The following is a 24,145-nucleotide window of genomic DNA, read 5'->3' as shown; positions in this document are numbered from 1 at the left end:
CGCGACGAAGGGCCCGGGGACGGTCGGCCGCGCCGACGGACCAAGGCTGGTGTACTCAATGTTCCGGCTCCGGTTTCAGCAGTCTCACCCGTCGCGACTGCTGACCGCGGCGCTGCGGGAAAGGGGCGGAGGTGTCTCTGTGCGGCTCGCCGACGGCGGGGTCGGCGCGGGAATGCGGCTCGGGCCTCATCCGTGTGATGCCGGCGGGGCGACGCGCCTCGTCGCGGCTTACGATGCCGGGCACTCTCAGTTGGTGGCCTCGTGGGCGCCGGCCATCAGCGCGGCCAGGTCATCGGGAGCTAGGAACGACGGCGGCGGCGGAGGCCCCCAGGTGTAGAGCGCCCGCATTCCTTCGAAGGATCGTGGCGTCCACAGCTGGTCGTCGACGATGCAGTCCATGTCGGCGTAGTACTCGCTGAAGTTGCCGGCCGGATCCTTGAGGTACCAGAAGAAGTTCGAGCCGATGTGATGGCGGCCGAGCCCCCACACATGGCGTTCCGGGTGCTCGGTGAGCATGCGCGTGGCGCCCCGGCCCACCTCGTCGACATCCGTCACCTGCCAGGAGGTGTGGTGCAGGAAGTTGAGCGGCGCCTGCTGCACCAGGACGTTGTGGTGGTCGGTGGAGCAGCGCAGGAACGCGGCTGCGCCGGGCACGACATCGCTGACCCTGAATCCGAGTCCTTCGGTGAAGAACCGCTGTGTCGACTCCTGTTCCACCGAACCGATGACGACGTGGCCCAGGGCCAGGGGCCGGACCGGGTCGGTGCGGGAGAGGACGGGTGCTCGGGTGCCGGCACGGTCCAGGCGTCCGGGACCGTTGTACGGGGTGGCCGGCACGGTGATCCGGGTCAGCCGGGGTGCGATGCGCACATCCACCGAGATACCGGCGATGGGTTCCGTGGTACGCAGGGCGTGGGCGTCGCGTTCGCAGGACAGGTCGAGCCGTTCCAGGTTCGCGGCGATCCGGTCCAGGTCGTCGCCGTCGTCTGCGGCGACCGTCATCGCCAGCAGGCGCCGGACGGGGGAATGTTCGAGGAAGAACTGTTCACCGCCTTCGACGGTGGCGAACCGTCCGGGTGCCACCTGTTCGAGTCCGAAGTCGACGTAGTAGTCGGCAGCCTCGGCCACGTTCGGCACGCCGACGGTGAGTGACTGCAGCCTGTGCAAGGCCATGGTGGTGCCCTTCTCTCAGGCGGCGACGCAGGTCTGCCGGAGCTGACCTATGCCCTCGATGCGGGTGACGACCTCGTCTCCTGGCCGCAGATAGCGCTGAGGGGTGCGGGCGTGTCCGACTCCTGCGGGCGTACCGGTGAAGATCAGGTCGCCCGGCAGCAACGGGCAGACCGCGGACAGCCTTTCGATCAGTTCCGCGACCGGGAAGATCATCGACGAGGTGCGGGACTTCTGGACGCTCTCCCCGTTGACGAGGCATTCGATCGCCAGGTCGTCCGGATCCGCGAACTCGTCGGCCGTTACCAGTACCGGCCCGGTCGGCGCGAAGCCGGGGAAGGACTTGCCGAGGGAGAACTGCGGGACGGGGCCGACGGACTGCACGTCGCGCTCGGAGTAGTCCTGCCCCACGGTCAGCCCGGCCACGTAGGACCAGGCGTCGCCCGCGGCCACGTGCTCCGCGCGGCGCCCCATCACCACCACGAGCTCGGCTTCCCAGTCGACGCGGCCGCTGGGCAGCCTCAGCTGCGTGTCCGGGCCGGTGAGGGCCGTGGCGAACTTGGTGAAGACCGACGGGGACTCAGGCGCCGCCAGGCCCGCCTCTTCGGCGTGGTCGCGGTAGTTCAATCCGATCGCGAACACCTGCCGCGGCGTCGGCGAAACGCCGCCCTCCGGACCAGTCGCTCCGTGGGCGCCTGCAGGCTCCACCTTCGCAGCCCACGACCGGAATGCGTCCCACTCCTCGAACACTGCCAGCGGATCAGCCGAAAACCGACCAGCACTGGCTTGCTCGACGTCGATCACCGCCTCTCCGGTCACCAGACACATCCGTCCGGATCGGGTCGTCGTCCTCATGGTGCGCTGCCTCCGTTGTTCTTGCCGCTGAATGCCTGGAGTCAACGCCCCCACTGTCGACACGTCAAGGAAATCTCGAGATTTTTTCAAAATACCCAGAGGGGCTAGTATCTTCGACATGACGACGCCCCGCTCCATGACACGCGCCGAGGAGATCTACAGGCGGCTGCGCGCGGACATCCTCAACGGACGGCACGAGCCCGGTTCACGTCTGCGCGTGGAAGCCCTGAAGGACACCTACGGCGCCAGCAGCGGGGTACTACGGGAGGCGCTGCCCCGGCTGGTCGGCCAAGGACTGGCGACCTTCGCGCCGCAGCAAGGGTTCCGGGTCGTCACCGTCTCCCCCGAGCGCCTGCAGGAGCTGACCGAGGCCCGCGTGTTCATCGAGACCCACGTGGTCCAGGAGTCCGTCGCCGCCGGCACCATCGAGTGGGAGTCCGATCTGCTCGCGGCACACCACCATCTCGCCCGCACTCCGTACTTCAGCGATGACGGAGCCCTCAGCGAACGCTGGCTGAACGCCCACGCCCGCTTCCACCGCGTCCTGCTGGAGGGATGTCCCAACCGGCAGCTGCGGGACATCGCCGCACAGCTGCGCGATGCCGCTGAGGTCTACCGCTGCTGGGCCCGCACACCGGCCGAGCACGGCCACCGCGATGTCGCGGCAGAACACAAGATGATCTGCGATCGCGCCATCGCCCGGGATGTACCGGGCGTCGTCGAGGCACTCAGCCAGCACATCAACATCACCACGCAACTACTGCTCGACGATTACGGGCGGCACGAGGAAAAAGGCAAGCAGGACCCCGGCCCCCCATTTGGTTGTTGAGAGAAACGCGCTGGTCAGCAAGCCTGCCTCTCTCAGTGGTCTCGGCGGCGGTCGTTCACCGCGCCCAGTCAGTCGGTGTCGTCCAAGAGTCCGCGCAGACAGGCTGCGCGGGGAGCTCTGGCAGCAAGGCAGGCACAGCTTGTGATCATGGAATTGCGACGCTCTGGACACCGCCACCGCTGCCACCGGCCCCGCCCTGCGGCAGCTCCTGTCCCACCTCACGCCCGGCCAGCCCCTGGACTGGCTTGCCGCCTGGGCTGGCGCCCCGAGGGTCAGGAACCCCGACACCGCCGACCTCTGGACTTGGCTGCTCACAGTCGCCAACACCCAGCTCCGTCTCGCCCGGCCCCTCGCCGAGGACCTCCGTCGCCCATGGGAACGGCCCGCCGAGCCTCGCTGCCTCACTCCCGCCCGTGTCCGCGGGGGGTTCGCAACGTCCGCGCGACCACTGCCCACCCAGAATCGACGCGGTAACGATAAAAATCGACACTGTGTAGACTTTTGCCGAAGCGGGCGACCCGGCTCCTCGTGAGACCTCTCTGGAGGAACAATGGAGAAGCAGAACTGGCTCATCACCGGCGTCAGCACAGGCCTGGGGCGCGCTTTCGCCCAAGCCGCCCTGGCCGCCGGGCACACCGTCATCGGCAGTGTCCGCTCCGAGAAGGACCTGCGGGCCTTCGAAGAGCTCAGGCCCGGGCACGCTCACGGCCGCATCCTGGACGTGACGGACGGTGACGCCGTCTCCAGCGCGGTAGCGGAGGTCGAGCGGAGCGTCGGCCCTCTGGACGTCGTCATCGCCAACGCCGGCTACGGCCTGGAGGGAACCTTCGAGGAAACCCCGCTGGCCGAGGTGCGACGGCAGTTCGAGGTGAACGTGTTCGGGGCGGTGGCCACCCTGCAGGCGGCGCTGCCCCACATGCGCCGCCGTCGCCGCGGACACCTGATGGCCGTCACCTCCATGGGCGGGCTGATGGCCGTGCCCGGCATGTCCGCCTACTGCGGCAGCAAGTTCGCCCTGGAGGGAATCCTGGAGGCACTGGGCAAGGAAGTCGCGCAGTTCGGAATCCACGTGACGGCGATCGAGCCCGGCTCCTTCCGCACCGACTGGGCCGGACGGTCCATGACACGTGCCGCGCGGACCGTCGACGACTACGACGAGTTGTTCATCCCCATCCGCGAAGCGCGGCAGAAGGCCAGTGGGAACCAGCTGGGCAATCCGGCCAAGGCGGGGGAAGCGGTCGTGCACATCACGACGGTCGAGCAGCCGCCGGCCCACCTCGTCCTGGGCTCGGACGCGCTGCGGCTGGTCACCGCCGCGCGCACGGCCGTGGACGAGGACATCCGCGCGTGGGAGACACTCTCGCGTACGACCGACTTCGCCGAGGGCGCTCAGCTCTGATGCCCGGCCACCCTTCCGCGCGCAGACGTCGCGCCACCGAGCGCAAGGGGGATGTCCGGGAGCGGGCCATCCTCGACACCTGTGAAGCCCTGCTGACACACAAGGGCTACGACACCATGACCGTCGGCGACATCGCTCAGGGCGCCGGCATCACACGCGGGGCGCTGTACTTCTACTTCGGCTCCAAGCAGGAAGTGGTCACGGCACTCGTGGCCCGGACCGTCGAGCACCTGTGGGAACGGTCCCGGGCCACCGCGCAGACCGACGAGCCACGCCAGGCCATCGCAGCAGCCATGCAGCGCACGGTCGAGCTGTGGAACGAACACGGCCCGGTCATACGGACGGCGATCGACCTGTCGTTGACCGTGCCGGAGATCGGTGAACTGTGGAAGCACACGGCTGACCTGTTCATCACGGCCATCACCGCCGTCCTGGAACGCGCCGGCATCCAGGCCGGCGCTGCACCGGACCAGGCCCCGGCGATGGCACGCGCCCTGTGCTGGATGATCGAGCGGACCTTCTACCACGCTTCACAGGAATCCCGTGAGAAGCTCCAAGAGGCGTCGGCGACATGCGAACACATCTGGCTGACCAGCGCCGGCCTGATCACGTGAGGTATCCGCCATGGACGCGGTGAGGCGCGGAACCATGAAGTCCGGATCGATCCTTGCCCCGTGAAGTGGACACCCTTTCGCATCGTTATGCGGTGAGGGTGCTGGTGACCAGATGCTGTTCGTAGGCCTGCCCGAGGGCCGCAGCACCGATCACCGGATGGACTGGGACCTCGAAGAACACCAGACGGTCACCCACCGGGCCCAGTACTCGGCCGTAGAAGTGACGGGCGGCGGCGCCGTCGGCCTCGACGCAGGTCTCGATCGATACCTGGCCGGTGGTGACGATTTCACCGTCCCGGTTCACGGGCTTCTCCGCTACCGGATGCCGTGGGTGAGCTCGACGCGGAGAAGGGCGGCGTTGCGGACGACGCCCTGCGGCGGGGCGGTCGTGCCGCCGTCCGTGGTCACGTACAGCGTGCGGCCCTCATCCCCGGGCTCGCGTCCCCAGCAGGCACTCGACGGGCCGACGATGACCGGGTCGAACGGCTCGCCGAGCAGGTGGCGCACCTCGCTGCCGTGGCGGGGTACCAGCGGCACGCGGTCGAGGGTGTTGGCGCGGTGCCGAGTGACGTAGGCGAAGCCGGCGTCCTCGTCGACGCAGAAGTCGTCGCCGTTGTCGATGGCCGCGACGAACTCCGGCGGCCCGGAGGCGTCGAGGGTGGCCGGGTCGACCGGGACGCGCATGAAGACCCGCTGCGCGGTGGAGGTGTAGTACAGGTAGCCGGTCTGTGCGCCGTAGCGCACGCCGTTGACGCCGGGCTGCGGCGGCCAGGGCACCTCGCTGTCGGGGTCCGGGGCCATGGTGTCGTGCTCGGCCCAGACCCGCGCGGTCGCGCCGCGGGCCCCTTCTGTCAGGTCGACCCGCCAGATCAGGCCGGCGAAGCAGTCCGCGACGGCCAGCACGCCCGGCCCGAGCAGGCAGCTGCCGTTCAGCGCTCGCACTCGGTCGTCGAAGGTGAAGATGGCCTCAGGAGTTACCGGGGTGCCCGGAGCCCAGCCCTTGAGATCGAGCCGGACCAGGTGGGACTCGTGCGTGGTGTAGCCCTCGGTGAGGCTCAGGACGAACACGTCCGGCTCGACCTCGACGATGCCGGTGACCGGGTGGTCGAAGGCGTGCACGAGCACCGGGTCGGCGAGCGCGCGGGCGGGGCCGGGAACGTACCAGAGCTCTTGCTGGAGCACGGCGGTGATCAGCACCGACCCGTCGGCGCGCACGGCCAGGTTCTCGAGGAAGTACTTCTCGGGGAAGTAGGCGACCGGGGTGACGGTGACCTCGGGCAGCGGTGCGATGGCCATGGCAGGCTCCTCACATTCGGATGGGTGTCAACGGTGTTACTGGTCGAGCCCGACGGCGTTGGACGGAACGTCGTAGGCCATCAGGGTGAGCGAGACGGCGGTGAACCAGCCCATGAGGACCGTGACGTCGACGAGGCCGGCGTCACCGAGCAGTTCCTGCGCGCGGCGGAACAGCCCCTGGGGCACCACGCGCGCCGCGGCCAGCGCCGAAGAGAGCTCGTAGACGACCTGCTGCCGCGGGTCGCCGAAGGCGGTCGGCAGGCCCGCTATCAGCGCCTCCGCCTTGGCCGAGTCGAGCCCGCCGAGCCGCACGCCGATCTTCTCGTGCTCGAAGCTGCCTACTGCGATCGATGAGGTGGGCGGGCCATGGCGGCTGGGTCGACGATGCGGTCGAAGTCCTCGGCGCTGACGGAGCCGGAGTCCAGTGCGGCCTCACGCAGGGTGATGCCCTCCTCGTCGGCCTTGTGCGCGATGGCCGAGGCCTTGTCGTAGCCGATGACTGGGGAGAGGGCGGTGACCAGCATGAGGGACCGGTCGACGTAGGAGTCGATCTGGTCGCGGTGGAGCTGGGCGCCCTCGATGCAGTACTGGCGCAGATTGGCGCAGGCGTCGGTGAGGATGGCGGCGGCGTGCAGGAAGTTGTTGATGATGACCGGGCGCATGGCGTTGAGCTCGAAGTTGCCTTGCGAGGCGGCGGCAGCGTCCTCGGAGAGAACCTGGAGACAGACCATGACCATCGCCTCGCACTGGGTCGGATTGACCTTGCCCGGCATGATCGAGGATCCCGGCTCGTTGGCGGGAAGGATCAGTTCGCCCAGGCCGCAGCGGGGCCCTGAGGCCAGCCACCGGATGTCGTTGGCGATCTTCATCAGCGGCACGGCGAGGGCACGCAGGCCGGAGGAGGCGCCGGCCATGGCATCCAGGCCGCCCTGGGCGGCGAACTTGTTCTCCGCGGTGCGGAAGGGGTAGCCGGTCGCGACGGCGATCTCGCCGGCGATCTGCTCGCCGAAGCCGGGTGGGGCGTTCAGCCCGGTGCCGACCGCGGTGCCGCCCGCGGCGAGCTCGTACAGGCCCTCGGCGGAGGCGGTGGTCCGGTCGACGGCTTGTGTCAGTTGGTGGGCGTAGCCGGACCACTCCTGTCCGACGGTGAGCGGGACCGCATCCTCCAGATGGGTGCGGCCGATCTTCACCACGTCGCGCCACTGCTCCGCCTTGACCTCGATCGCCCGCTGAAGCGCCTGCACGCTGGGCAGCAGGTGCTCGTGGACCGCCTTGACCGCGGCGACGTGCATGGCGGTGGGGAAAGTGTCGTTGGAGGATTGCCCCATGTTGACGTGGTCGTTGGGGTGGATCGGGGACTTGCTGCCCACCTCGCCGCCGACCAGCTGGATCGCTCGGTTGCTGATCACCTCGTTGGTGTTCATGTTGGACTGCGTCCCGGACCCGGTCTGCCACACATAGAGCGGGAAGTGGTCGTCGAGCTTGCCCGCGATGACCTCGTCAGCGACCTTTTCGATCAGGTCGGCCTTCCAAGCAGGCAGCCGCCCGGCCCGCCCGTTGAGGATCGCGGCCGCCTTCTTGACGTAGCCGTAGGCGTGGTAGACCGCCTTGGGCATCCGGTCGTCCCCGATGGCGAAGTGGATCAGGGACCGCTGTGTCTGGGCACCCCAGTACCGGTCCCCCGGTACGTCGATCGCGCCCATCGAGTCCGTCTCCCGCCGGGTTCCGGTCGCGTCCAGCCCCATGGGCACGTCGAGAATCTCCGGGGTGTCCTCGTCCTTGCCCGGACCCGGCTGCCGCGCGGTCATGCCGTCCCTCCGTTGCCGTAGACGGGCTCCCACATGGCCTGGCGGACGGCTTGGCCGGGATCTGCCGGCGCGCTGGTGGCGACGTTCTCGCTGACCGCCGCTTCGACCACCGCCGCTGCGGTGATCGCGGAGGACTTGCGCAGGTTCTCCACGGGGGGCAGCAGGGAGGCGCCCGGTGCGCTGACGTCGACCTGGTCGGCCACCGCCCGGGCAGCTGCGAGCAGCATCCCATCGGTCACCTTCGATGCGCCGGAAACGACCGTGCCCAGGCCCAGACCGGGATACAGCAGCGCGTTGTTGGCCTGCGCGATCTCGTAGGTCACCCCGTCGTGCTCGACGGGTGGGACGGGGATTCCGGTGGCGACCAGGGCCTTGCCCTTCGACCAGGCGATGACGTCGGCCGGCATGGCCTCGATGCGCGACGTCGGGTTGGACAGTGGGAGGATGACCGGACGCTCGGTGCTCTCGGCCATGGCCTCGACGACCTCGCGGGTGAACGCCCCGTGCACGGTGGAGGTGCCCAGCAGGATCGTCGGCTCGACCTGCTTGACGGTTTCCAGCAGGGAGATCCCGCCGTCGTCCTTCCTCCAGTCGGCGACCTCCGACGGATCACGCGCGTAGGGCTGCTGGAAGTCACGCAAGTCACTTGTGTCGCGGGTGAGCAGGCCCGGCTTGTCGACCAGCCAGACCTGGGACGTGGCCTGCCGGCGGCTCGCACCGTCACGGACCATGGCATCGCGCAGCTGGTCGGCGATGCCCACCCCGGCGGTGCCCGCGCCGAAGACCACCACCTTCTGCTCTCGCATCGGCACGTCGCTGACCTTGATGGCCGACAGGACTGCGGCCAGGGTGATCGCACCGGTGCCCTGCATGTCGTCGTTGAAGATCCGGTAGTCGCCGTAGGTCTCCAGGATCCGCCGGGCGTTGCTGGGGCCGAAGTCCTCGAAGTGCAGCAGCGCACACGGGAACATCGCCGAGACCGTCCGCAGGTACGTCTCGATGAACGCGTCGTAGTCGGCGCCCCGGACCCTGGGGTGCCGGTTGCCCAGGTACAGCGGGTCCTTCAGCAGCGCCTCGTGGTCCGTTCCCACATCCAGTGACACGGGGATGACGCGGGCCGGGTCGATGCCGGCTGCCGCGGAGTAGACCGCCAGCTTGCCGACCGCGATCTGAATGCCACCCACGCCCCAGTCGCCGATGCCCAGGATCTGCTCCGCGTCGCTGCACACGATCAGGTCCACGTCCTCGGGCCCGAGTCGGAGCGTGGCGAAGGCCCTCTCGATGTCCTCGGGCCGGTCGATGGACAAGAAGACGCCACGCGGGCGGCGGTACTCATGGGAGTACTTCTCGATCGCCTCGCCCACCGTGGGGTCGTACACGACCGGCAACAACTCCACCAGGTGATCGGTGAGCACCTTGTAGTACAGAGTCTCGTTGCGGTCGTGCAGCTGCTCCAGATACACGTTCTTGGCCAGGTCACCGTCCTGAGCCTGCAGCTGCTGGTATGCGCGCTGCGCCTGCTGCTCCAGCGTCAGCACCGCGGACGGCAGGCGCCCGGTCAGGCCCAGCTCGTCCCGCTCCGCCTGCGTGAACCCCACGCCCCGGTTGCGGAGTGGATCAGTCAGGACGCCTGGAGTAGCCGCAGTTCGCGTGGTGTGCTTGGTCATCATTGCCCTTCCTAGGGGCGCGTGCAGATACCGCCCCGCGGGCCTGGACCGGGGAACGTCACCCAGGCCCGTCACTTCCGTACGCGAGGCACCTGTCCCCCGCCGCTCGTTGATATTGCGCCGGTTCACCGGGTCACCCGGGATTGCGTCGCGGCCGGGACGATTGCGCGGGTAACCCCGCCGAGCCTGCTGACACATCCTTGGCCTCACGACTATCGGGCATCGTTCAACGCCCACGACAAGGATCGCGTGGAGAATTACCTGCACCGTGCCGTCTGTGCAGGTGCCGGCGGGCAGTTACAAACAGTCGTTGTGCCAGCGCAGGACGGAAACATCGGCGAGGTGACGCAGGGCTGGAGCCCTGTCTTTGGCGGCTGGAGGCCATGCCCTGAGCCGGGTCACATGACGGCGTCGGTCTGCAGTGGCCCCGCGGTGACACGGAGCGTCCGGATGCGCACCGGCTCTTCCTGGTCGAGGTAGAAGATGTGCATAAAGGGGGCGCGCACCACCCGCTCCGGTTCGCTCTTCCTGGCCATGACCGCCTCACCGCGCAGCAGACGGACGCCGTCGCCCGCGGTCCAGAACTCCAGGACCTCATGGCTGATGACCAGCGGTGCGTCGATCTTGACGAAGAACTCCTTGATGGCCTCGACGCCGTGGATGTGCGCGGTGCCGAAGTACATGTCGGTGTTGTCGGTCAGTGGCGCGAAGCCCTCGCCGAACTCCAGGGTGTCAATGGCTTTCATGAACTTCAGGACCCAGCCGGGGACGGCTGTCGTTTGTGCGGTGTGAGCCATGCTGTGGACTTCCTGATCGGACTGCGGCGCACGACCCTTGCCAGCCGCGCCTTCCCACACCTGCCGATCTGAACCACGCCGTCCCGCGGGCACCTCAAAAGGCCGTCGCTGCGACGAGAGAAGAGAACAAGACGGCCACCGCCAGCCGGATGTGGTGTCTCGGGCACTTCGGCCGGCGCGGCAAGGGGCACGGCGCAGCATCGCCTTCGACCGGATCGCCATGGACAGCTCCGCCCCCGAGGCTTCCGGAGGTGGCGAGGGAGCCGACGTTCGAATTCCGTAATGCCCAGGTGCGGCGACCCCTCTTGACCCAGTCCTGCATCCGGCGCACATTGGAATCCGTATAGCGGAAACCGAATACCGCTATACGGCAAGAAGGCGTCAAGTAAACAGTAAGGACGGGGACGATTTCCGCCGTGGCGCACCGGACGTGACCAGGCGCAGAACGTGATCACCGCCTACGGACGGCCGGCACGCCGAATCCCAGGCGCTCACGGGATCGACCCTTGCAGGATCACCCATGAAATTCTTTGCTCGCGATGTCTCAGTGCCTGGCCCTGGCAGACTCGTGCCCGAAGGAGTCGGACAGCGGTGGCGAAGCCGCCTGCGACCCCGTCTGACAGGGCACGGCCGGCCAACGGCCGGGGGCACGCGAGCGCATCTGGTGCTTCCTCTCCTGCTGATCGCCGCGATCACCCTCTCGGCGTCCTTCGCCCCCCTGGCCATTCATCTCTCACCGCTGCTCGTGGCGGCCCCCACCTGCACCGCGGCGATCGCACGGGTGCGATTCACGGTCGCCATGGCGCTCACCGCCAGTGCGGCAGTGGTCCTCGTCGACGGGCACGACGGTCTGCTGCATTCGCCGTTGCTGCCCATACACATCGGCGCTCTCCTGGCGGTCTCGGGCTTCGCCGTCGCTGCTCGCGCACTGCACGATCGCGATCTGAGAGAACTCACCCAGGTGCGCGCCGTGTCCGAGGCGACCCAGCGGGTTCTGTTGCGGCCCATCCCGCACACATTGGGTCCTCTGCGCATCGCGTGCATGTACCGGGCGGCCACAGCGCACGCCCTGGTGGGCGGCGACCTGTACGCGGCCGTCCGCACCGGCCATACGACCCGCTTTCTCATAGGCGACGTCCGCGGCAAGGGGTTGCCGGCCGTCGAGGACGCCTCCGCCCTGCTCGGTGCCTTCCGCGAGGCAGCCCATGAGCACGGGACACTCCCGAGGCTGGCGGCCTCCCTGGAACGCAGCGTCCGCAGACACCTGGCCGCGATGAGCGAGAGGGACCCCCACAGTGCCGAACGCTTCATCACCGCTCTGCTGGTCGAACTTCCCGACGCAGAAGACACCATCAGGATCGTGAGCTGCGGACACCCTCCGCCGCTGCTCAGGCAACGCGGCGGGGTGACCAGCCTGTGTGCGGACCGGCCTGCCCCGCCACTCGGACTGGCCGGAAGCACCGCCGAGGCATTCCCCCTCGACACGTTCGCGTTCTTTCCAGGCGACACCTTGCTGCTCTACACCGACGGACTCGTCGAGGCCCGCGACGCCACCGGGACGTTCTACCCCGTCCTCGAGCGTGCTGCCACGTGGACCTGGTGCTGCCCGCACAGCCTGCTGCAACACATCAGCCAGGACCTCAACACCTATGCGGGCCGACACCTGGACGACGACCTCGCCATGGTGGCCGTCCACTGCCCTGCGCACTCGTCCCGTTCCCCGGAGGCCGCCGCGTGATCCGCATCAGGCCGGCGCGGACGACAGAGCCCTGTGCCTCACACCCGAGACCAACCATGAAGGGACGGTGACAAGGATGGCCGCTGTACGACGTCTACTGTGCCGGCCGAGTTCGCTGCTCGTCATCTACCTGAGCGCCACGTGCGCGGTCCAACTGGGCGTCTCCACCGGTGGCCTGGTCCGCTGGTCCGACTACTCGGTGCTGGTCCCCCTCGTGGCCGCCGCCCTGCTCCCCGTCCGCCGGACCCTCTTCATCGGGGGCGCAACGCTGGTGGCCAGTGGGGCCGTCTACGGCTTGGCGATCCACGGGGTCTCCGAAGGAGGCCGTGCGGTCGTGATCTCCGCCGCGGCGCTGTCCTTCGGCCTGAGCCCGGTGATCTGCCGGACCCGCCTGCGCCTGCAACGCCCGCACTGCGTCCGGGCGGAACAGGCCGTGGCGGGCGTCGGCGGTCCGGCAGTCACCTCAGAGGCGAGGCACACCGCAGCCGACGCACCCGGCGACGCGCTTGCGTTCTCGATCGCGGACGAGCAACCGTTCCTGCTGCCGCAGCCCGCGGCGGTGGAGCTCGCCGGTTCTGGCGTGGCCGGCGACAGCGCAGCCGTGCCCAAAGCCCACTGGCTCGACGTCCTGCCACTGCCGGGCGCCCGGGTCGCGCTGGTCGCAGGATCCGTCACCGACGACGGGGGCCACTCGCCCGGGATCAGCGCCGAACTCCGCGCCGCGGTACGCACACTGGCCGACATCGACCTGCAACCGGATGAACTCCTCACCCACCTGGAGAACGTGCTGACCCGGCTGCGGCCTCAGCACGACGAGCGCGCAGCCGGTACCACCGCCCACTGCCTGTATGCCGTCTACGACCCCGTCACCGCGCGCTGCACCCTCGCCAGCGCCGGGTATCCCGCACCGACCGTGATCACGCCCGACGGCCTGGCCACCACCGTGGAGATTCCTGTCGGCCTGCCGCTCGGACTTGCCCAACCGCCCGCGGAGGCCACCGAGGTCGCGCTCCCCGAAGGCAGCGTGCTGCTGCTCTGCGCGCACACCCCGTGGACACCTGAACCGGAAGCCCGGCCCGGTGGGACCGCATCATCCGAGGCGGTCGCCGGATGCCGGCGCAGCCTGGACGCCCTCTGCCGCTGGGCCCTCGACGCCCTCGTGTCCGGTGGGAGTTATGCCCACGCCGACGTCCTCGCGGCCCGCACACATGCCTTCGACGGCAGCACTGTCGGTGCCTGGGAGCTCTCAGCCGATCTCGCGACCGTCTCGCAAGCACGTCAGCACATCTCAGGGAAGCTCGCCGCGTGGGGACTCGAAGAGGCCGCACCCACCATGGAACTGATCGCCAGCGAGCTCGTCACCAACGCGATCCGCCATGGTCACCCTCCTGTCCGACTGCGCCTGATCCGGCACGGCGCCGGATTGACCTGCGAGGTCTCCGACGGCAGCAGCACCTCCCCGTATCTGCGGCGAGCCCGCACCTTCGACGAGAGCGGTCGGGGGCTGTTCATCGTCGCTCAGCTCACCAGGCGCTGGGGCACTCGCCACCATTCCCACGGCAAGACCATCTGGGCGGAAGAAGAACTGCCGACGCCGGAACAAGCCCCCGGCGACCATCAGACCACCTCGGCGCCCCTGAGCGCCTAGCCCTGTGCCGAGTCTCGTCGCGTTCGGAGGTCGAGGATGGAGCTTCTGCAGGAACTGCGCATGCTGATCCTTGAACACGTGGGAGACGGGGGCCGCAAGGCCACGGTTGCCGACGGCGTGGCCGTTGCGGTCGTGAACGAACCTACTCCGCCGGTGCTTGTCCCGGTGCCCGGGCCCACCCTGGCGATCGTGGCTCAGGGCACCATGCGCACCGTGTTCAACGGCCAACCGTACGAGTACGGCGCCGGGAAGTACGTGATCGCCTCCCTGGACCCGCCGTCGACCAGCCAGGTCGTCCAGGCAGACCATGACGAACCGCTCACGATCTTCATCATGGACCTCCGACCGCAGGCCATCGCGTCGCTGCTGCTCGAGACGGACGAGACGGGCACGCCCCCCACCGACAGGGAGTTCTTCGTCACGGACGCCACGGCAAAGCTGCTCGACCCGGTCGTACGACTGCTGCGAGCCGCCCGCTGCCCCGACGACATGCGAGTGCTCGGCCCGGCCTACCAACGCGAGATCCTCTGGCGGCTGATCACCGGAAACCAAGGTGGCGTCATACGGCAGATCGGCCTGGCCAACAGCAGCGTCGCACACATCGCCCGGGCCATCGACTGGATCCGCCGGCACTATCACGAACCGCTCAACGTCACCGACCTCGCACGCCTGTCCGGCATGAGCACGTCCTCGTTCCACCGGCACTTCCGCACGGCGACGTCGGCCACACCGATCCAGTTTCAGAAGGCGATACGTCTGCAGACCGCCCGTACGCTTCTGTGGGCCCGTACGGGGAACGTCACGGCGATCGCTCACCGCGTCGGCTACGAAAGCCCGTCCCAGTTCCACCGGGACTACCGAAGAATGTTCGGGACTTCCCCCGGGCGCGATACCCAATGATCTGACGTTCACGGCTTTCCGCCGGGCCGCTGCGGCGGCCCGGCAGTGACGAACGACCCGGTCAGTGTTCCTCCGCCATCGGTCGGCAGCGGTGGTCGCAAAGACGCGGTGCCGGGGGGTATGCGGGTGGATGGTGAGCCGGGTCGGCGTCGCCGGTCGACGACGCGCTCTGAGGAATCAGCTGGTTGAAGCGCAGCACTTTGACGACCATCGGGTGATCGGCTAGCAGCGTCAGCCGGCCCCCGGCCTCATGGATGCGGCGGGCGGCGGTGGTCAGAGGACGTGCTCCTGCGCAGTCCAGGAAGGTGACCTGCCTCAGGTCGATGACGACCTCGGGGCGGGTGCCGCTGCTTGCGGCGGTGAAGATCGCCTCGGTGTGGGCAGCGCTGGCGACGTCCAATTCACCGGCGGCGGTCACCACAACGGGCCGGGTTCCGACAAAGAGGGTACAGACGGCTGGCACGTACTTTCTCCTCTACGAGTGAGGCATCTACGGACACGTCAACGCTATGGACGAAGTCACGCCACCGTCATGGCAGTCAGCACCCATCCGCTCTTTCCTGCCAGCACCACCAGACAGGAATCCGCCAGTATCGTGCACGCACAGAGCAGGATCGTTCTCCCCCCTTTCGCCTTCCCTATGGTGGAATTGACGGACGGATAGCCGGAAGCGCGGCTGCTGACCCGAGAGTTCACTTCCAGGCACCTCCCGGTCGACCTTGAACGGCACTCCGAGGTATGGCAGTGAATTCGAGCGCACACGCAGCGAGCACCGCATGGCACCCATACGTGAGGCCGGCAGCCACCGGTGTGACGGCTCCGGGCACGCTCACGGCGGACCGGCGCCGGTCCGTGCACGCGGCGGCAACTCCCACGCGCCGAGCGGCTTCGCCACCGTCAGCCGCACATGAGGGAGCGGGCGGAGTCGTACGTCATGGAGCAACGGGCGTCCCCCGACCACTCGAAGAGCGGACACCCTCCGGAGTCTGGACACATGATGCGTTGCATGATCGTCGATGACTGTCCCGACTTCCTCCGAGCCGCACACCGTCTGCTCAAGGGCCAAGGCATAGACGTCGTGGGCATGGCATCCGACAGCGCTGAGGCATTGCGGCAGGCTGAGCGACTCAAGCCGGACGTGGTGCTGGTCGACATCGACCTGGGTGGCGAGTGCGGTCTGGAACTGGCCGGCCGAATGCGACTCGATACCGGCCCGTCTCCCCCGCTGGTCATCATGATTTCGGTCCACGCCGAGGACGAATACGCAGGCATGATCGAAGAGAGTGCCGCAATCGGCTTCCTGGCGAAAACTGCTTTGTCAGGCAATGCCATGCGCGCCCTGCTCGCCACAGCGAACGAGGATCACCATGACCGTTCGATCATCTGGCCTCCAGAAAGGTGATGACCGCCCGCACACGACGGTGGTCGTACTCCGTTTCCGGCAGGTTCAGCTTCGCCAGGATATTGCGTACGTGTTTCTCCACCGTTCCTTCGGCGACCCACAACCGGCGGGCGATGCCGGCATTGGAGCGACCCTCGGCCATCAACTCCAGCACCTCGCGTTCCCGCGTGCTGAGTACGGCCAGCGGATCCTCCTTACGACGGGCGGACACCAGTTCCTGCACCAGGGCAGGATCCAGCGCCGATCCACCCCTGGCGATCCGCTGCATCGCTTCCAGGAAATCCTGGACGTCACTGACGCGGCCCTTGAGCAGGTAACCGATACCGCGCCCGCGGTCCAGGAGTTCCAACGCGCTCTCCACCTCGACATACGCCGAGAGGACCAAAATGCCCATGTCAGGGAACTCCTGCCGGATGGTGCGCGCCGCGTCCAGACCTTCGGTCGCCTGTCCGGGCGGCATCCGGATGTCCAGTATCACCAGGTCCGGCGTGACTCTCCGTACCAGGTCGAGCAACTGGACGGCGTCGGCGGCCTTCCCCAGGACCGTGCAGCCCGCGCGCTGCAGCAGGCTGGCCAGACCTTCGCGAAGGAGGACATCGTCCTCGGCGAGGACGACGCGCAGGTGCGTCATGGCCGGTCCGCCCTCGCTCGGCCGGCCGCCACCACCGGACCCCGAGCTTCCTGACCTCATGGTTCACCATTGTCCTTGAGCCTCGTCCAGCGAGCACGCTGTCAGAGGTTCGTGCAACACCTGTCTCACCGACAGGGAGGTATCAGTGCGTCCACTCGCCTCCCGACCCGGGAAAGCCGGCGGTAACAAGGGCGTCGTACGCCGCTTGATCGTCGCGAGCAGCCTCCTCGTGCTCCCTCTCTGCACGGCTTTCGCCATCCTGTTGCACTCGGTTACCGACCTGCGCTCCATCCACCAGCTGGCGCAGAAGTCAGAGGAAGTGCGCATAGCGGCAAGCCAGGTGGAGCAACAGGTGCTCGACTTCGAGACGGACTTGCACAGCTATGCCCTGACCAGGCAGCCGCAGTACGTCGAGCGCTGGCAGAATTCTGTGGCCGCCTTCCCCAAGGAGGTCGACGCGCTGAAACGCCTGACCGAAGGCGACCCTGGACAGCTGGCCCGCGCGGAGTGGATCCAGAAAAAGTGCGACGCGTATATCAAGGAATACTCCACGTCTATGGCGAACGCCGCGAAGTACGACAGTTCCCCGAGAGAGCGGTCCGTCCTGAGCGGAGCGGACAACCGCCGTTTCCAGGTGATTCTGAGCGGGTTCCACGGCCTCGTGGCCACCGAGCAGAACATGGCCAAGAAACGAGAGGAACATGCCGCGACGCCCACCGACCAGGCTGTCGCCGCCACCGTCGCCGGCCTGACCGGATCGGTGGTGACCACCATAGGGGTCGCAGGCTACGTCATCAGGGCAATCGTGCATCCCGTGCGCCGGACTGCCGCCATGGCCGACCAGCTCGCCAACGGGGACCTGACCGCCCGCACACCGGAAACAGCGGTCGGCGAGATCGGGCTCCTGGAGCGCAGCTTCAATCGCATGGCCGACTCGCTGGAGCAAGGCCATGCGGAGCTGTCCTTGTCTCGAGCCAGGATTCTCGCGGCCACCGACCAGGCACGGCGCGGCATCGAACGCGATCTGCACGACGGCACCCAGCAGCGGTTGGTGGCCCTTCTGCTGGAACTGCAGGTGGCCGAGAGCACGGTCCCCGCGGGCGAAGGGGAACTGAGGGCCAGGATCTCCGGGGCCGCCGAGGCCCTGAAAGGGGTACTTGACGACCTGCACGAACTCTCCCGTGGCATTCATCCGGCAGTCCTCACCCGGGGAGGCCTGGCCCCCGCACTCAGGGCTCTGGCCCGTCGCTCACCGGTGCCGGTGGAACTCGATGTGGATGTTCCGCGGAGGCTGCCCGAGCCGATCGAGGTGGCGGCCTACTACGTGGTCTCCGAGGCGCTGACCAACACCGCGAAGCATGCCCGCGCGTCCTGCGTCCACGTCTGCGCGAGGACCGGCCACGGACTCCTGTGCCTGTCCGTTCACGACGACGGCGCCGGAGGCGCCGCACCAGGGGGTGGCTCGGGGCTGGTCGGCCTCACCGACCGGGTCAGGGCCCTCGGCGGGACACTGGGCCTCCACAGCCCCAGGGGGGCGGGTACCACTCTGCGAGCACGCCTTCCCCTGACCGAGGCACAGCCGGCGGACCCCTCACCTCCCCATGGCTTGCCCCGGCCGACCTGAACTCGCCGGGTCCTCATGATGCGTCCGCGTCGGCCCCGCCGGGACGGACGTCCGTGACGGTGAACAGCTCCGCGGTGCCGCTGATCTCCAGGAGCCGGCCGACGGGAGCCGGCAGGGGGCCCACCAGCACGAGGGTCCTGCCGTCGGCGCGGTGGCGGTGGCGGGCCCGGATGAGCGCGTTGAGCAGCATGCTGTCGGCGAAGGTGACCCCGGCGAGGTCGACCGCCGTGACGGGCATCCCCGCCCGGTCGGCCGCCTCCCAGGCCCGCTCGAAGTCACCGGCGTCGTCGTAGTCGACCTCGCCCCGCACGGTGAGCACGAAGACCTGCGCGCGGCGGTCGATGCGCACGCTCAGGTCGGGGGCCGGATGCACGGCGCCATCCTCACGTCGCCGGTCCTCGTGGGACCGCTGGGGCCGGTGGGGGCGGACCGGACGGCCGGGCCGCTCCCCGTGGGGGCCGTCACAGCCTGGGTGACGAACGTCATGGGCCGCCTCTCGGCGGGTACTCGGATGGCTGTCGGGTTCGCGAGCGGGCGAACGCGACCGCACGACGGCGGTGCGTGGAGGGCCGGTGCGGCCACCACGGAGGCACGGCCGTCGCGAGCGCCCCGCGCCCGGGTCGCGTACCGGGACACGCTTCCGGTCACCCGTGCGTCGCCAGTGTTCGGGACGTCCCCCGCGGTCGCCGTCGACCGCGTCGGCAAGAGGTCTCCGAAGGAAGTGAGGAGTATGCGAAGAACAGTTGCCGTTTGACAACAATAGCCATGAGGCAACAGAGTAGCCGCGTCGGACGTACACGGGGAAGGACCTGGAATGATCCGGTGGACGGAGACCGCTCCGGGTACCGCCCGCCATCGTCGTGAAGCGGTGGTGGCACCGGTGCCGTGAGGATTCTTCAGGCGGTCCGGCTGTCGGAGTCCGGTGCCTCGTCGTGTATCTGCGTGGCCGCGGTGGCACAGAACGCCTCCAGGCCCTCCAGCAGGGCAACGCGCTTGGCCGCGGGCATGTCGGCCAGCACCTTCTGCAACTCGTCCTCCCGGCGGGCGCGCAGATCGGCGAGGAAGAGGCGCCCCCGGACGCTGAGATGGAGCCGTACCTCGCGCCGGTCCTCCGGACTCATCACGCGCTCGACGAACCCCGCGGCCTGCAGCCGGTCACACAGCCGGCTCGTCGACGGCGGGGTGGAGGCGAGGAACTCGGCGAGGGTGCGCAGGTTGATGCCGTCGTGGTGCTCGAGGATGTGCAGCACGCGCAGCTGGGAGGCGGAGGTGGGCGCGGTCGATGCCCGGCCCCAGACGACCTCCAGCAGCTCGACGGCCCGCGTGGTCACGCGTGCGACCTCTTCGGGCTCGGGGCGGCGGCGGAAGGCAGTCACGGTCACACTCTCGCAGGCACTGGGGCGCTTCTCAGCGTACTAGCCGCCGCCACCGGCCATGGACACCTCGGGACGACAGACGCGGCCCCCACGGAGCCCGGCGCCGCCGCCGGGCCCGCACGTTGTCAGGAGAAAGATTGGTGCATCCCCCATCGTGAACAGATTCGAAACCGCTGAACGCGCCCTGCGCACAGCGGCTCCCCACGAACTGCTGGACGCCGTCCGCCTCGTGCTGACCGAGCGGTACGACGCGGCGGACGCCGAGCTGTTCATGGCCGACTACAGCCTGACGGTGCTTCAGCCGGTGTCGGTGGCGCCGCACAATCTGGAGCCGGTACCGGTGCACGGCAGCCCGGCCGGCCGGGCCTTCGGCTCCCAGGCGCCCTACTGCGAGGACGGCCGCGGCCGGCCGGCCCGGGTCCATCTGCCGGTGAGCGTGCGCGGCGACCGGCTCGGCGTGCTCACCGTGACGCTGAACAGCAGCGAGGCGGACTCCGACTGCGTCTCGGAGCTCGCCGAGATCGCCGACGCGCTGGCGCACGAGGTGGTCGTGGCCGAGCGCGACACGGACCTGTACCTCCAGGCCCGGCGCAAGGACCGGCTCACCCTGGCCGCGGAGATGCAGTGGCATCTGCTGCCCGGCCGCTCCTGTTCCCGGCCGGAGTACGACCTGGCCTGCCAGCTGGAGCCGGCCTACGCCGTCTTCGGGGACAACTTCGACTGGTCGGCCACGGCCGACCAGCTGATGCTGTACGTCACGAACGGCATGGGCGAGGGCATAGAGGCGGCCCTGCTGACCAACCTCGCCGTCAGCGCCCTGCGCAACGCGCGCCGCGCCGGAATCTCCATCGAGGACCAGGCGGCCCTGGCCGACCAGGCCGTCTACGCCCACTACCGGGGCCGCCGCTACCTGTCCGTCCTGATGCTGGACCTCGACCTGGCGACGGGCCGGGCGAGCGTGGTGGACGCCGGCTCCCCCCAGCTGCTGCGGCTGCGCGGCGGCACTGTCGAGCGCGTGCCCTTCGAGGCACAGCTGCCGCTGGGCATGTTCGAGGAGACGGACTACCTGGCGCAGGACTTCGCCGTCGAGCCCGGGGACCGGCTCATCTTCGTCAGCGACGGCGTGCACGCGGTGCACTCCCCCAAGGGCGAGACGTACGGCGAGCGGGCGCTGGCCCGGGCCATCCAGTCCACCCGGCTGCTGCCCGCCGCCGAGGTGCCGCGCGCCGTTCTGCGCGAGCTGGCGGGTCATCGCGGCGATGCCGTGGCGGCGGACGACGACGCGCTGGTCGTGTGCCTCGACTGGCGGGGGCGGACGCAGTCCTGACGCCGTGACGTGAGGTGGCGTCCGCGTTCCCGGACGCCCGGCAGCCGACCGCCGGGCCCGGGAACCGCGTCGCGCATGTCCCCCTGCACGTCCCCGTGTACGTCCGCGCGGACATCAGCCGGTTCCGCCCTCGTCTCCCGTCCCGGCGTCCAGCGCGGCCAGAAACCCGCGGAGCCCTCGCCCGAGGGCCTCGGCATCTGCCGGTTCCATGGCGCCGAGGGCGACGGCCAATCGCCGCGACCTGCGGCACGCCACCTCGTCGAGCGCCTGCCGGCCCTGCTTCGTCACGTGCAGTCGCACCACGCGCCGATTACGCGGATGCAGCTCCCGCTCCAGCAGGGCGGCCGCCTCCAGCCGGTCGCAGAGCCGGCTGGCGGCGGGCAGCCCGATGTCCATCCGCACGGCCAGGGCGGTCAGGTTGATCCCGGGTTCCCCCTCCATGACGCGCAGGGCGCGCAGCTGGTGCGACGACAGCCGCACGCTCGCGCCCTGCGCGGCGACCGACCACAGGGTCGTGAGGCTCTCGACGGCGTCGGCCATCGACAAGGCCAGCGCGGTGAGGCCGTCCGACGGGCTGTCCCGGGCACCACTGAGACCAGTCACGAGGTTTCACTTTCCGACTTCGCCTGTCCATGCAGGTACCACCTTGTTCCCTCGCGGTACCCGACCGGCGGCCGGACACGCCCCGTCGCCCCGCCGTCGCCTCGGCCTCCACAGCATCTGCACGAGTCGCCGTGCGGGGCGGGCCCCGGTCCGCCGCGGTCAGGCGGAGAGCAGGGAGTCGTCCTCGACGCGGGCACCGGGCAGGCGGTACCGGGCCACGACCAGGGCGGCGTCGATGTCACTGGTGCCGGTCGCCACACACAGCGTGTAGGCGAGGTCTGCCATCCGGCGGCGCACGGCCTCGTCGCCCTCGTCCGCGTGCAGGGTGCGCAGCGTCTCGTACTGCTCCATCAGGTCCGTCAGTACGGCGGGGTGTGCCAACAGCATCCGGGGCCTCCTGCCTGTCAACCGTTCGCGGGGATCACGCAGCGGCCCGTCTGCCCCGGCCGCCGCGGTTCAGTCCCCGAAGGTGTCGAAGAGCGCGAGCCTGACGGTGACGCACTTGCCCACGGGCTCCCGGCGTGCCTCGAAGCCGTGCACCACCGCCAGCACGATCTCCAGTCCGTGCTGGCCCACCCGTCCGGCGTCGGCGGCCCGCGCCAGCGGCAGCGTGGGATCGGAGTCCCAGACCTCGATCTCCACCATGCCGTCGACGACGCGCAGGTGCAGCAGCACCGGTCCCGGCGCGTACTTCAGCGCGTTGGTGACCAGTTCGCTGACCACCAGCCGTGCCGCGTCCATCGTGCGGGAGGTGACCGGCAGTCCGTGCTCGGACTGGACCCTCGTCAGGAACTCCGACGTCCGGTCCCGCGCGCCGGCGATACAGCCGTCCGCCCCGTCCAGGGCGATGGTGACGTCGGCAGGTGCGGCATCCGGCATCCGGGAACACTCCTCGGGCGGGACAGGCCGCTCCCTGCCGCTGACATGCGATACCCCGTTCATGGGCGCGCGTCTACCCGGCCTTGCCGACGGTATTCCCGTGCTCCGGAAAGTTGTCCGGGACTTCGGGCGCATCACCGCCGGGATCCTGGGCAACGATGCCTACAGGAAGGGGGCTCGACCCGTACCGAGGGCGCAGAGGACGGACGTGGCAGACCACCAGGAAGCAGTGGGACGCGGCGAGCTGGCCGTGGTCCGCGCGGATGTCGACGGCATCGCCGTGCTCGGCGTCCGCGGTGAGATCGACTACCAGAGCGTGGGCGTGCTGACGCGGGCGATGCCCCCGGACGACCCCACCACCGGCCCCCGGCTCGTCGTCGACCTCAGCGGGGTCACCTTCATGGATTCCAGCGGAGTCAACGCACTCGTCGCCGCTCACCACGCCACCCGGGCCGTGCGGGGGTGGCTGCGCCTGGCGGGCGCCCACGGCCCGGTACTGCGCACCGTGCAGCTGGTGGGACTCGACGCCGTCGCCCCCTGTCACCCGACCGTCGCGGCGGCCATCGCGGCCTGACGGCCACGACCTCGCGGGCGGCGGCGATCACGACCACGTGAGCGTCGGCCGCAGCCGCGGCGGGGCCCGGGTCCGCCGACGGCAAAAACTCGTCGGGTTCCCCTTGGCGGGCTTGCCATGCCTCTCATTTCCGCTGTTCTTTGGTGTGCCACGGACTTCACGCCAGCCTTTTGTTGCTGCACGACAACTGAGTTAGTCTGCGATCGATTTCCCGTCGGCCGGAGCCGTCGAGCGCGGCGTCGCCACTGGTGGTGGGGCTGCGGAGCCGGCCGGGTTCAGGTCCTCGGGGTGGGGATCCTGCGAAGCGGAACGAGGGTGGGCATGGCCGGCACTTCGATGGACGCCCAGGTAAGGGGCCCGGGCGAGCAGGAGCTGCGGCAGCTGCTCGCCGGGCTGACAGCGGTACGCGACGGCGACTTCGGCACCCGCCTGCCGTCCGACGGCACGGGTCTGCTCGGCGACATCGCCACGGTGTTCAACGGCATGGTGGACCAGTTGTCCCTGTTCACCTCCGAGGTGACGCGGGTCGCCCGCGAGGTGGGCACCGAGGGCACGCTGGGCGGGCAGGCCGAGGTGCCCGGGGTCTCCGGCACCTGGGCGGACCTGACCGAGTCGGTCAACGCCATGGCGGGCAACCTCACCACCCAGGTCCGCGACATCGCCCAGGTGGCGACGGCGGTGGCCAAGGGCGACCTGTCCCAGAAGATCGACGTACCCGCGCGCGGCGAGATCCTGCAGCTGAAGGAGACCGTCAACACGATGGTCGACCAGCTGTCCTCGTTCGCCGCCGAGGTCACCCGTGTCGCCCGCGAGGTCGGCAGCGAGGGACGGCTCGGCGGGCAGGCGCAGGTGCCCGGGGTCGGCGGGGTCTGGCGCGACCTCACGGATTCGGTCAATTTCATGGCCGGGAACCTCACCTCCCAGGTCCGCAACGTCGCCCAGGTGACGACCGCGGTGGCACAGGGCGACCTCTCCCAGAAGATCACCGTCGACGCCCGCGGCGAGATC

The 24,145-nt window shown here is 69.2% G+C and carries 26 protein-coding genes and 1 pseudogene; 12 read left to right on the top strand and 15 right to left on the bottom strand.

Features of this window, described 5'->3' with window-relative positions:
* Positions 1-246 precede the first annotated feature (246 nt).
* Both ACZ63F_RS01390 and ACZ63F_RS01385 read right to left on the bottom strand, forming a co-directional pair.
* Positions 247-1,173, bottom strand: coding sequence for a VOC family protein (locus tag ACZ63F_RS01390; protein WP_469707609.1), 927 nt, complete (start codon positions 1,171-1,173; stop codon positions 247-249).
* Between the two features lie 15 nt (positions 1,174-1,188).
* Positions 1,189-2,025 (bottom strand): fumarylacetoacetate hydrolase family protein, encoded by an 837-nt coding sequence (locus ACZ63F_RS01385; RefSeq protein WP_469709277.1) that lies wholly within the window; start codon positions 2,023-2,025, stop codon positions 1,189-1,191.
* 118 nt (positions 2,026-2,143) lie between these two features.
* On the opposite strand from ACZ63F_RS01385, the gene ACZ63F_RS01380 reads away from it, so the two are divergent.
* The 4 genes and pseudogenes from ACZ63F_RS01380 (at position 2,144) to ACZ63F_RS01365 (ending at position 4,867) form a co-directional block, all read left to right on the top strand.
* Complete coding sequence (locus ACZ63F_RS01380) at positions 2,144-2,854, top strand: GntR family transcriptional regulator (RefSeq protein ID WP_469707607.1); 711 nt, start codon at positions 2,144-2,146, stop codon at positions 2,852-2,854.
* Positions 2,855-3,119: 265 nt separating this feature from the next.
* Positions 3,120-3,284: pseudogene (locus ACZ63F_RS01375) on the top strand (NF041680 family putative transposase); the annotation flags it as partial.
* A gap of 120 nt (positions 3,285-3,404) precedes the next feature.
* A complete protein-coding gene (locus ACZ63F_RS01370) occupies positions 3,405-4,253 on the top strand; it encodes an oxidoreductase (protein WP_469707605.1) in 849 nt (282 codons plus the stop codon).
* Complete coding sequence (locus ACZ63F_RS01365; protein WP_469707604.1) at positions 4,253-4,867, top strand: TetR/AcrR family transcriptional regulator; 615 nt, start codon at positions 4,253-4,255, stop codon at positions 4,865-4,867. The genes ACZ63F_RS01370 and ACZ63F_RS01365 overlap by 1 nt, the downstream gene beginning before the upstream one ends.
* Before the next feature lie 85 nt (positions 4,868-4,952).
* Here the strand turns inward: ACZ63F_RS01365 and ACZ63F_RS01360 are convergent, their stop codons facing one another.
* From ACZ63F_RS01360 to ACZ63F_RS01335, 6 genes are all read right to left on the bottom strand, one after another.
* Positions 4,953-5,171: a hypothetical protein gene (locus tag ACZ63F_RS01360; protein WP_469707602.1), complete on the bottom strand. Its 219-nt coding sequence runs from the start codon at positions 5,169-5,171 to the stop codon at positions 4,953-4,955.
* Between the two features lie 11 nt (positions 5,172-5,182).
* The gene (locus tag ACZ63F_RS01355) at positions 5,183-6,163 is read right to left on the bottom strand and encodes an SMP-30/gluconolactonase/LRE family protein (protein ID WP_469707600.1); all 981 of its coding nucleotides are present in this window, start codon (positions 6,161-6,163) and stop codon (positions 5,183-5,185) included.
* Positions 6,164-6,199: 36 nt separating this feature from the next.
* Positions 6,200-6,475, bottom strand: a complete 276-nt coding sequence (locus ACZ63F_RS01350; RefSeq protein ID WP_469707598.1) for a carboxymuconolactone decarboxylase family protein — start codon at positions 6,473-6,475, stop codon at positions 6,200-6,202.
* A 26-nt stretch (positions 6,476-6,501) separates the two neighbouring features.
* A complete protein-coding gene (fumC, locus tag ACZ63F_RS01345; RefSeq protein WP_469707596.1) occupies positions 6,502-7,971 on the bottom strand; it encodes a class II fumarate hydratase in 1,470 nt (489 codons plus the stop codon).
* Positions 7,968-9,638, bottom strand: coding sequence for an NAD-dependent malic enzyme (locus ACZ63F_RS01340; protein ID WP_469707595.1), 1,671 nt, complete (start codon positions 9,636-9,638; stop codon positions 7,968-7,970). The genes fumC and ACZ63F_RS01340 overlap by 4 nt, the downstream gene beginning before the upstream one ends.
* Before the next feature lie 398 nt (positions 9,639-10,036).
* Entirely contained in the window at positions 10,037-10,435 is a 399-nt protein-coding gene (locus ACZ63F_RS01335) for a nuclear transport factor 2 family protein (RefSeq protein WP_469707593.1), read from the bottom strand.
* A gap of 664 nt (positions 10,436-11,099) precedes the next feature.
* Between ACZ63F_RS01335 and ACZ63F_RS01330 the strand changes: the two genes are divergently transcribed.
* The 3 genes from ACZ63F_RS01330 to ACZ63F_RS01320 all read left to right on the top strand — a co-directional run bounded on the left by ACZ63F_RS01330 (position 11,100) and on the right by ACZ63F_RS01320 (position 14,721).
* On the top strand, positions 11,100-12,173 hold the full coding sequence (locus ACZ63F_RS01330; RefSeq protein WP_469707591.1) for a PP2C family protein-serine/threonine phosphatase: 1,074 nt from the start codon (positions 11,100-11,102) through the stop codon (positions 12,171-12,173).
* 76 nt (positions 12,174-12,249) lie between these two features.
* Positions 12,250-13,821: a SpoIIE family protein phosphatase gene (locus ACZ63F_RS01325; RefSeq protein ID WP_469707589.1), complete on the top strand. Its 1,572-nt coding sequence runs from the start codon at positions 12,250-12,252 to the stop codon at positions 13,819-13,821.
* 36 nt (positions 13,822-13,857) lie between these two features.
* Positions 13,858-14,721: an AraC family transcriptional regulator gene (locus ACZ63F_RS01320; protein ID WP_469707588.1), complete on the top strand. Its 864-nt coding sequence runs from the start codon at positions 13,858-13,860 to the stop codon at positions 14,719-14,721.
* A 61-nt stretch (positions 14,722-14,782) separates the two neighbouring features.
* Here ACZ63F_RS01320 and ACZ63F_RS01315 read toward each other — a convergent pair whose 3' ends face one another.
* Positions 14,783-15,184: an STAS domain-containing protein gene (locus ACZ63F_RS01315; RefSeq protein WP_469707586.1), complete on the bottom strand. Its 402-nt coding sequence runs from the start codon at positions 15,182-15,184 to the stop codon at positions 14,783-14,785.
* Between the two features lie 543 nt (positions 15,185-15,727).
* Here ACZ63F_RS01315 and ACZ63F_RS01310 point away from each other — a divergent pair.
* On the top strand, positions 15,728-16,123 hold the full coding sequence (locus ACZ63F_RS01310; protein WP_469707584.1) for a response regulator: 396 nt from the start codon (positions 15,728-15,730) through the stop codon (positions 16,121-16,123).
* On the opposite strand, the gene ACZ63F_RS01305 is transcribed toward ACZ63F_RS01310, so the two are convergent.
* Complete coding sequence (locus tag ACZ63F_RS01305) at positions 16,101-16,754, bottom strand: response regulator (protein WP_469707583.1); 654 nt, start codon at positions 16,752-16,754, stop codon at positions 16,101-16,103. The genes ACZ63F_RS01310 and ACZ63F_RS01305 overlap by 23 nt on opposite strands.
* 205 nt (positions 16,755-16,959) lie before the next feature.
* On the opposite strand from ACZ63F_RS01305, the gene ACZ63F_RS01300 reads away from it, so the two are divergent.
* Positions 16,960-18,378 (top strand): sensor histidine kinase, encoded by a 1,419-nt coding sequence (locus ACZ63F_RS01300; protein WP_469707582.1) that lies wholly within the window; start codon positions 16,960-16,962, stop codon positions 18,376-18,378.
* Between the two features lie 13 nt (positions 18,379-18,391).
* Here the strand turns inward: ACZ63F_RS01300 and ACZ63F_RS01295 are convergent, their stop codons facing one another.
* Complete coding sequence (locus ACZ63F_RS01295; protein WP_469707581.1) at positions 18,392-18,751, bottom strand: STAS domain-containing protein; 360 nt, start codon at positions 18,749-18,751, stop codon at positions 18,392-18,394.
* A 523-nt stretch (positions 18,752-19,274) separates the two neighbouring features.
* The gene (locus tag ACZ63F_RS01290) at positions 19,275-19,709 is read right to left on the bottom strand and encodes a MarR family transcriptional regulator (protein ID WP_469709276.1); all 435 of its coding nucleotides are present in this window, start codon (positions 19,707-19,709) and stop codon (positions 19,275-19,277) included.
* Between the two features lie 199 nt (positions 19,710-19,908).
* Between ACZ63F_RS01290 and ACZ63F_RS01285 the strand changes: the two genes are divergently transcribed.
* A complete protein-coding gene (locus ACZ63F_RS01285) occupies positions 19,909-21,081 on the top strand; it encodes a PP2C family protein-serine/threonine phosphatase (protein WP_469707579.1) in 1,173 nt (390 codons plus the stop codon).
* A 114-nt stretch (positions 21,082-21,195) separates the two neighbouring features.
* On the opposite strand, the gene ACZ63F_RS01280 is transcribed toward ACZ63F_RS01285, so the two are convergent.
* The 3 genes from ACZ63F_RS01280 to ACZ63F_RS01270 all read right to left on the bottom strand — a co-directional run bounded on the left by ACZ63F_RS01280 (position 21,196) and on the right by ACZ63F_RS01270 (position 22,563).
* On the bottom strand, positions 21,196-21,684 hold the full coding sequence (locus tag ACZ63F_RS01280) for a MarR family winged helix-turn-helix transcriptional regulator (protein WP_469707578.1): 489 nt from the start codon (positions 21,682-21,684) through the stop codon (positions 21,196-21,198).
* A gap of 159 nt (positions 21,685-21,843) precedes the next feature.
* Positions 21,844-22,071, bottom strand: coding sequence for a DUF5133 domain-containing protein (locus ACZ63F_RS01275; RefSeq protein WP_352364906.1), 228 nt, complete (start codon positions 22,069-22,071; stop codon positions 21,844-21,846).
* Positions 22,072-22,140: 69 nt separating this feature from the next.
* Positions 22,141-22,563: an ATP-binding protein gene (locus tag ACZ63F_RS01270; protein ID WP_469707575.1), complete on the bottom strand. Its 423-nt coding sequence runs from the start codon at positions 22,561-22,563 to the stop codon at positions 22,141-22,143.
* A gap of 208 nt (positions 22,564-22,771) precedes the next feature.
* On the opposite strand from ACZ63F_RS01270, the gene ACZ63F_RS01265 reads away from it, so the two are divergent.
* Together ACZ63F_RS01265 and ACZ63F_RS01260 are read left to right on the top strand one after the other, a co-directional pair.
* Entirely contained in the window at positions 22,772-23,137 is a 366-nt protein-coding gene (locus ACZ63F_RS01265; protein ID WP_469707573.1) for an STAS domain-containing protein, read from the top strand.
* A gap of 321 nt (positions 23,138-23,458) precedes the next feature.
* Positions 23,459-24,145, top strand: a 687-nt coding sequence (locus ACZ63F_RS01260; protein ID WP_382733725.1) for a HAMP domain-containing protein, incomplete at its 3' end; no start/stop codon positions are given.

It is taken from the genome of Streptomyces sp. NPDC104761, from assembly GCF_055583445.1.
Note: the sequence above shows the minus strand (reverse complement) of the source record. Positions and strands in the feature narration are given on the sequence as shown.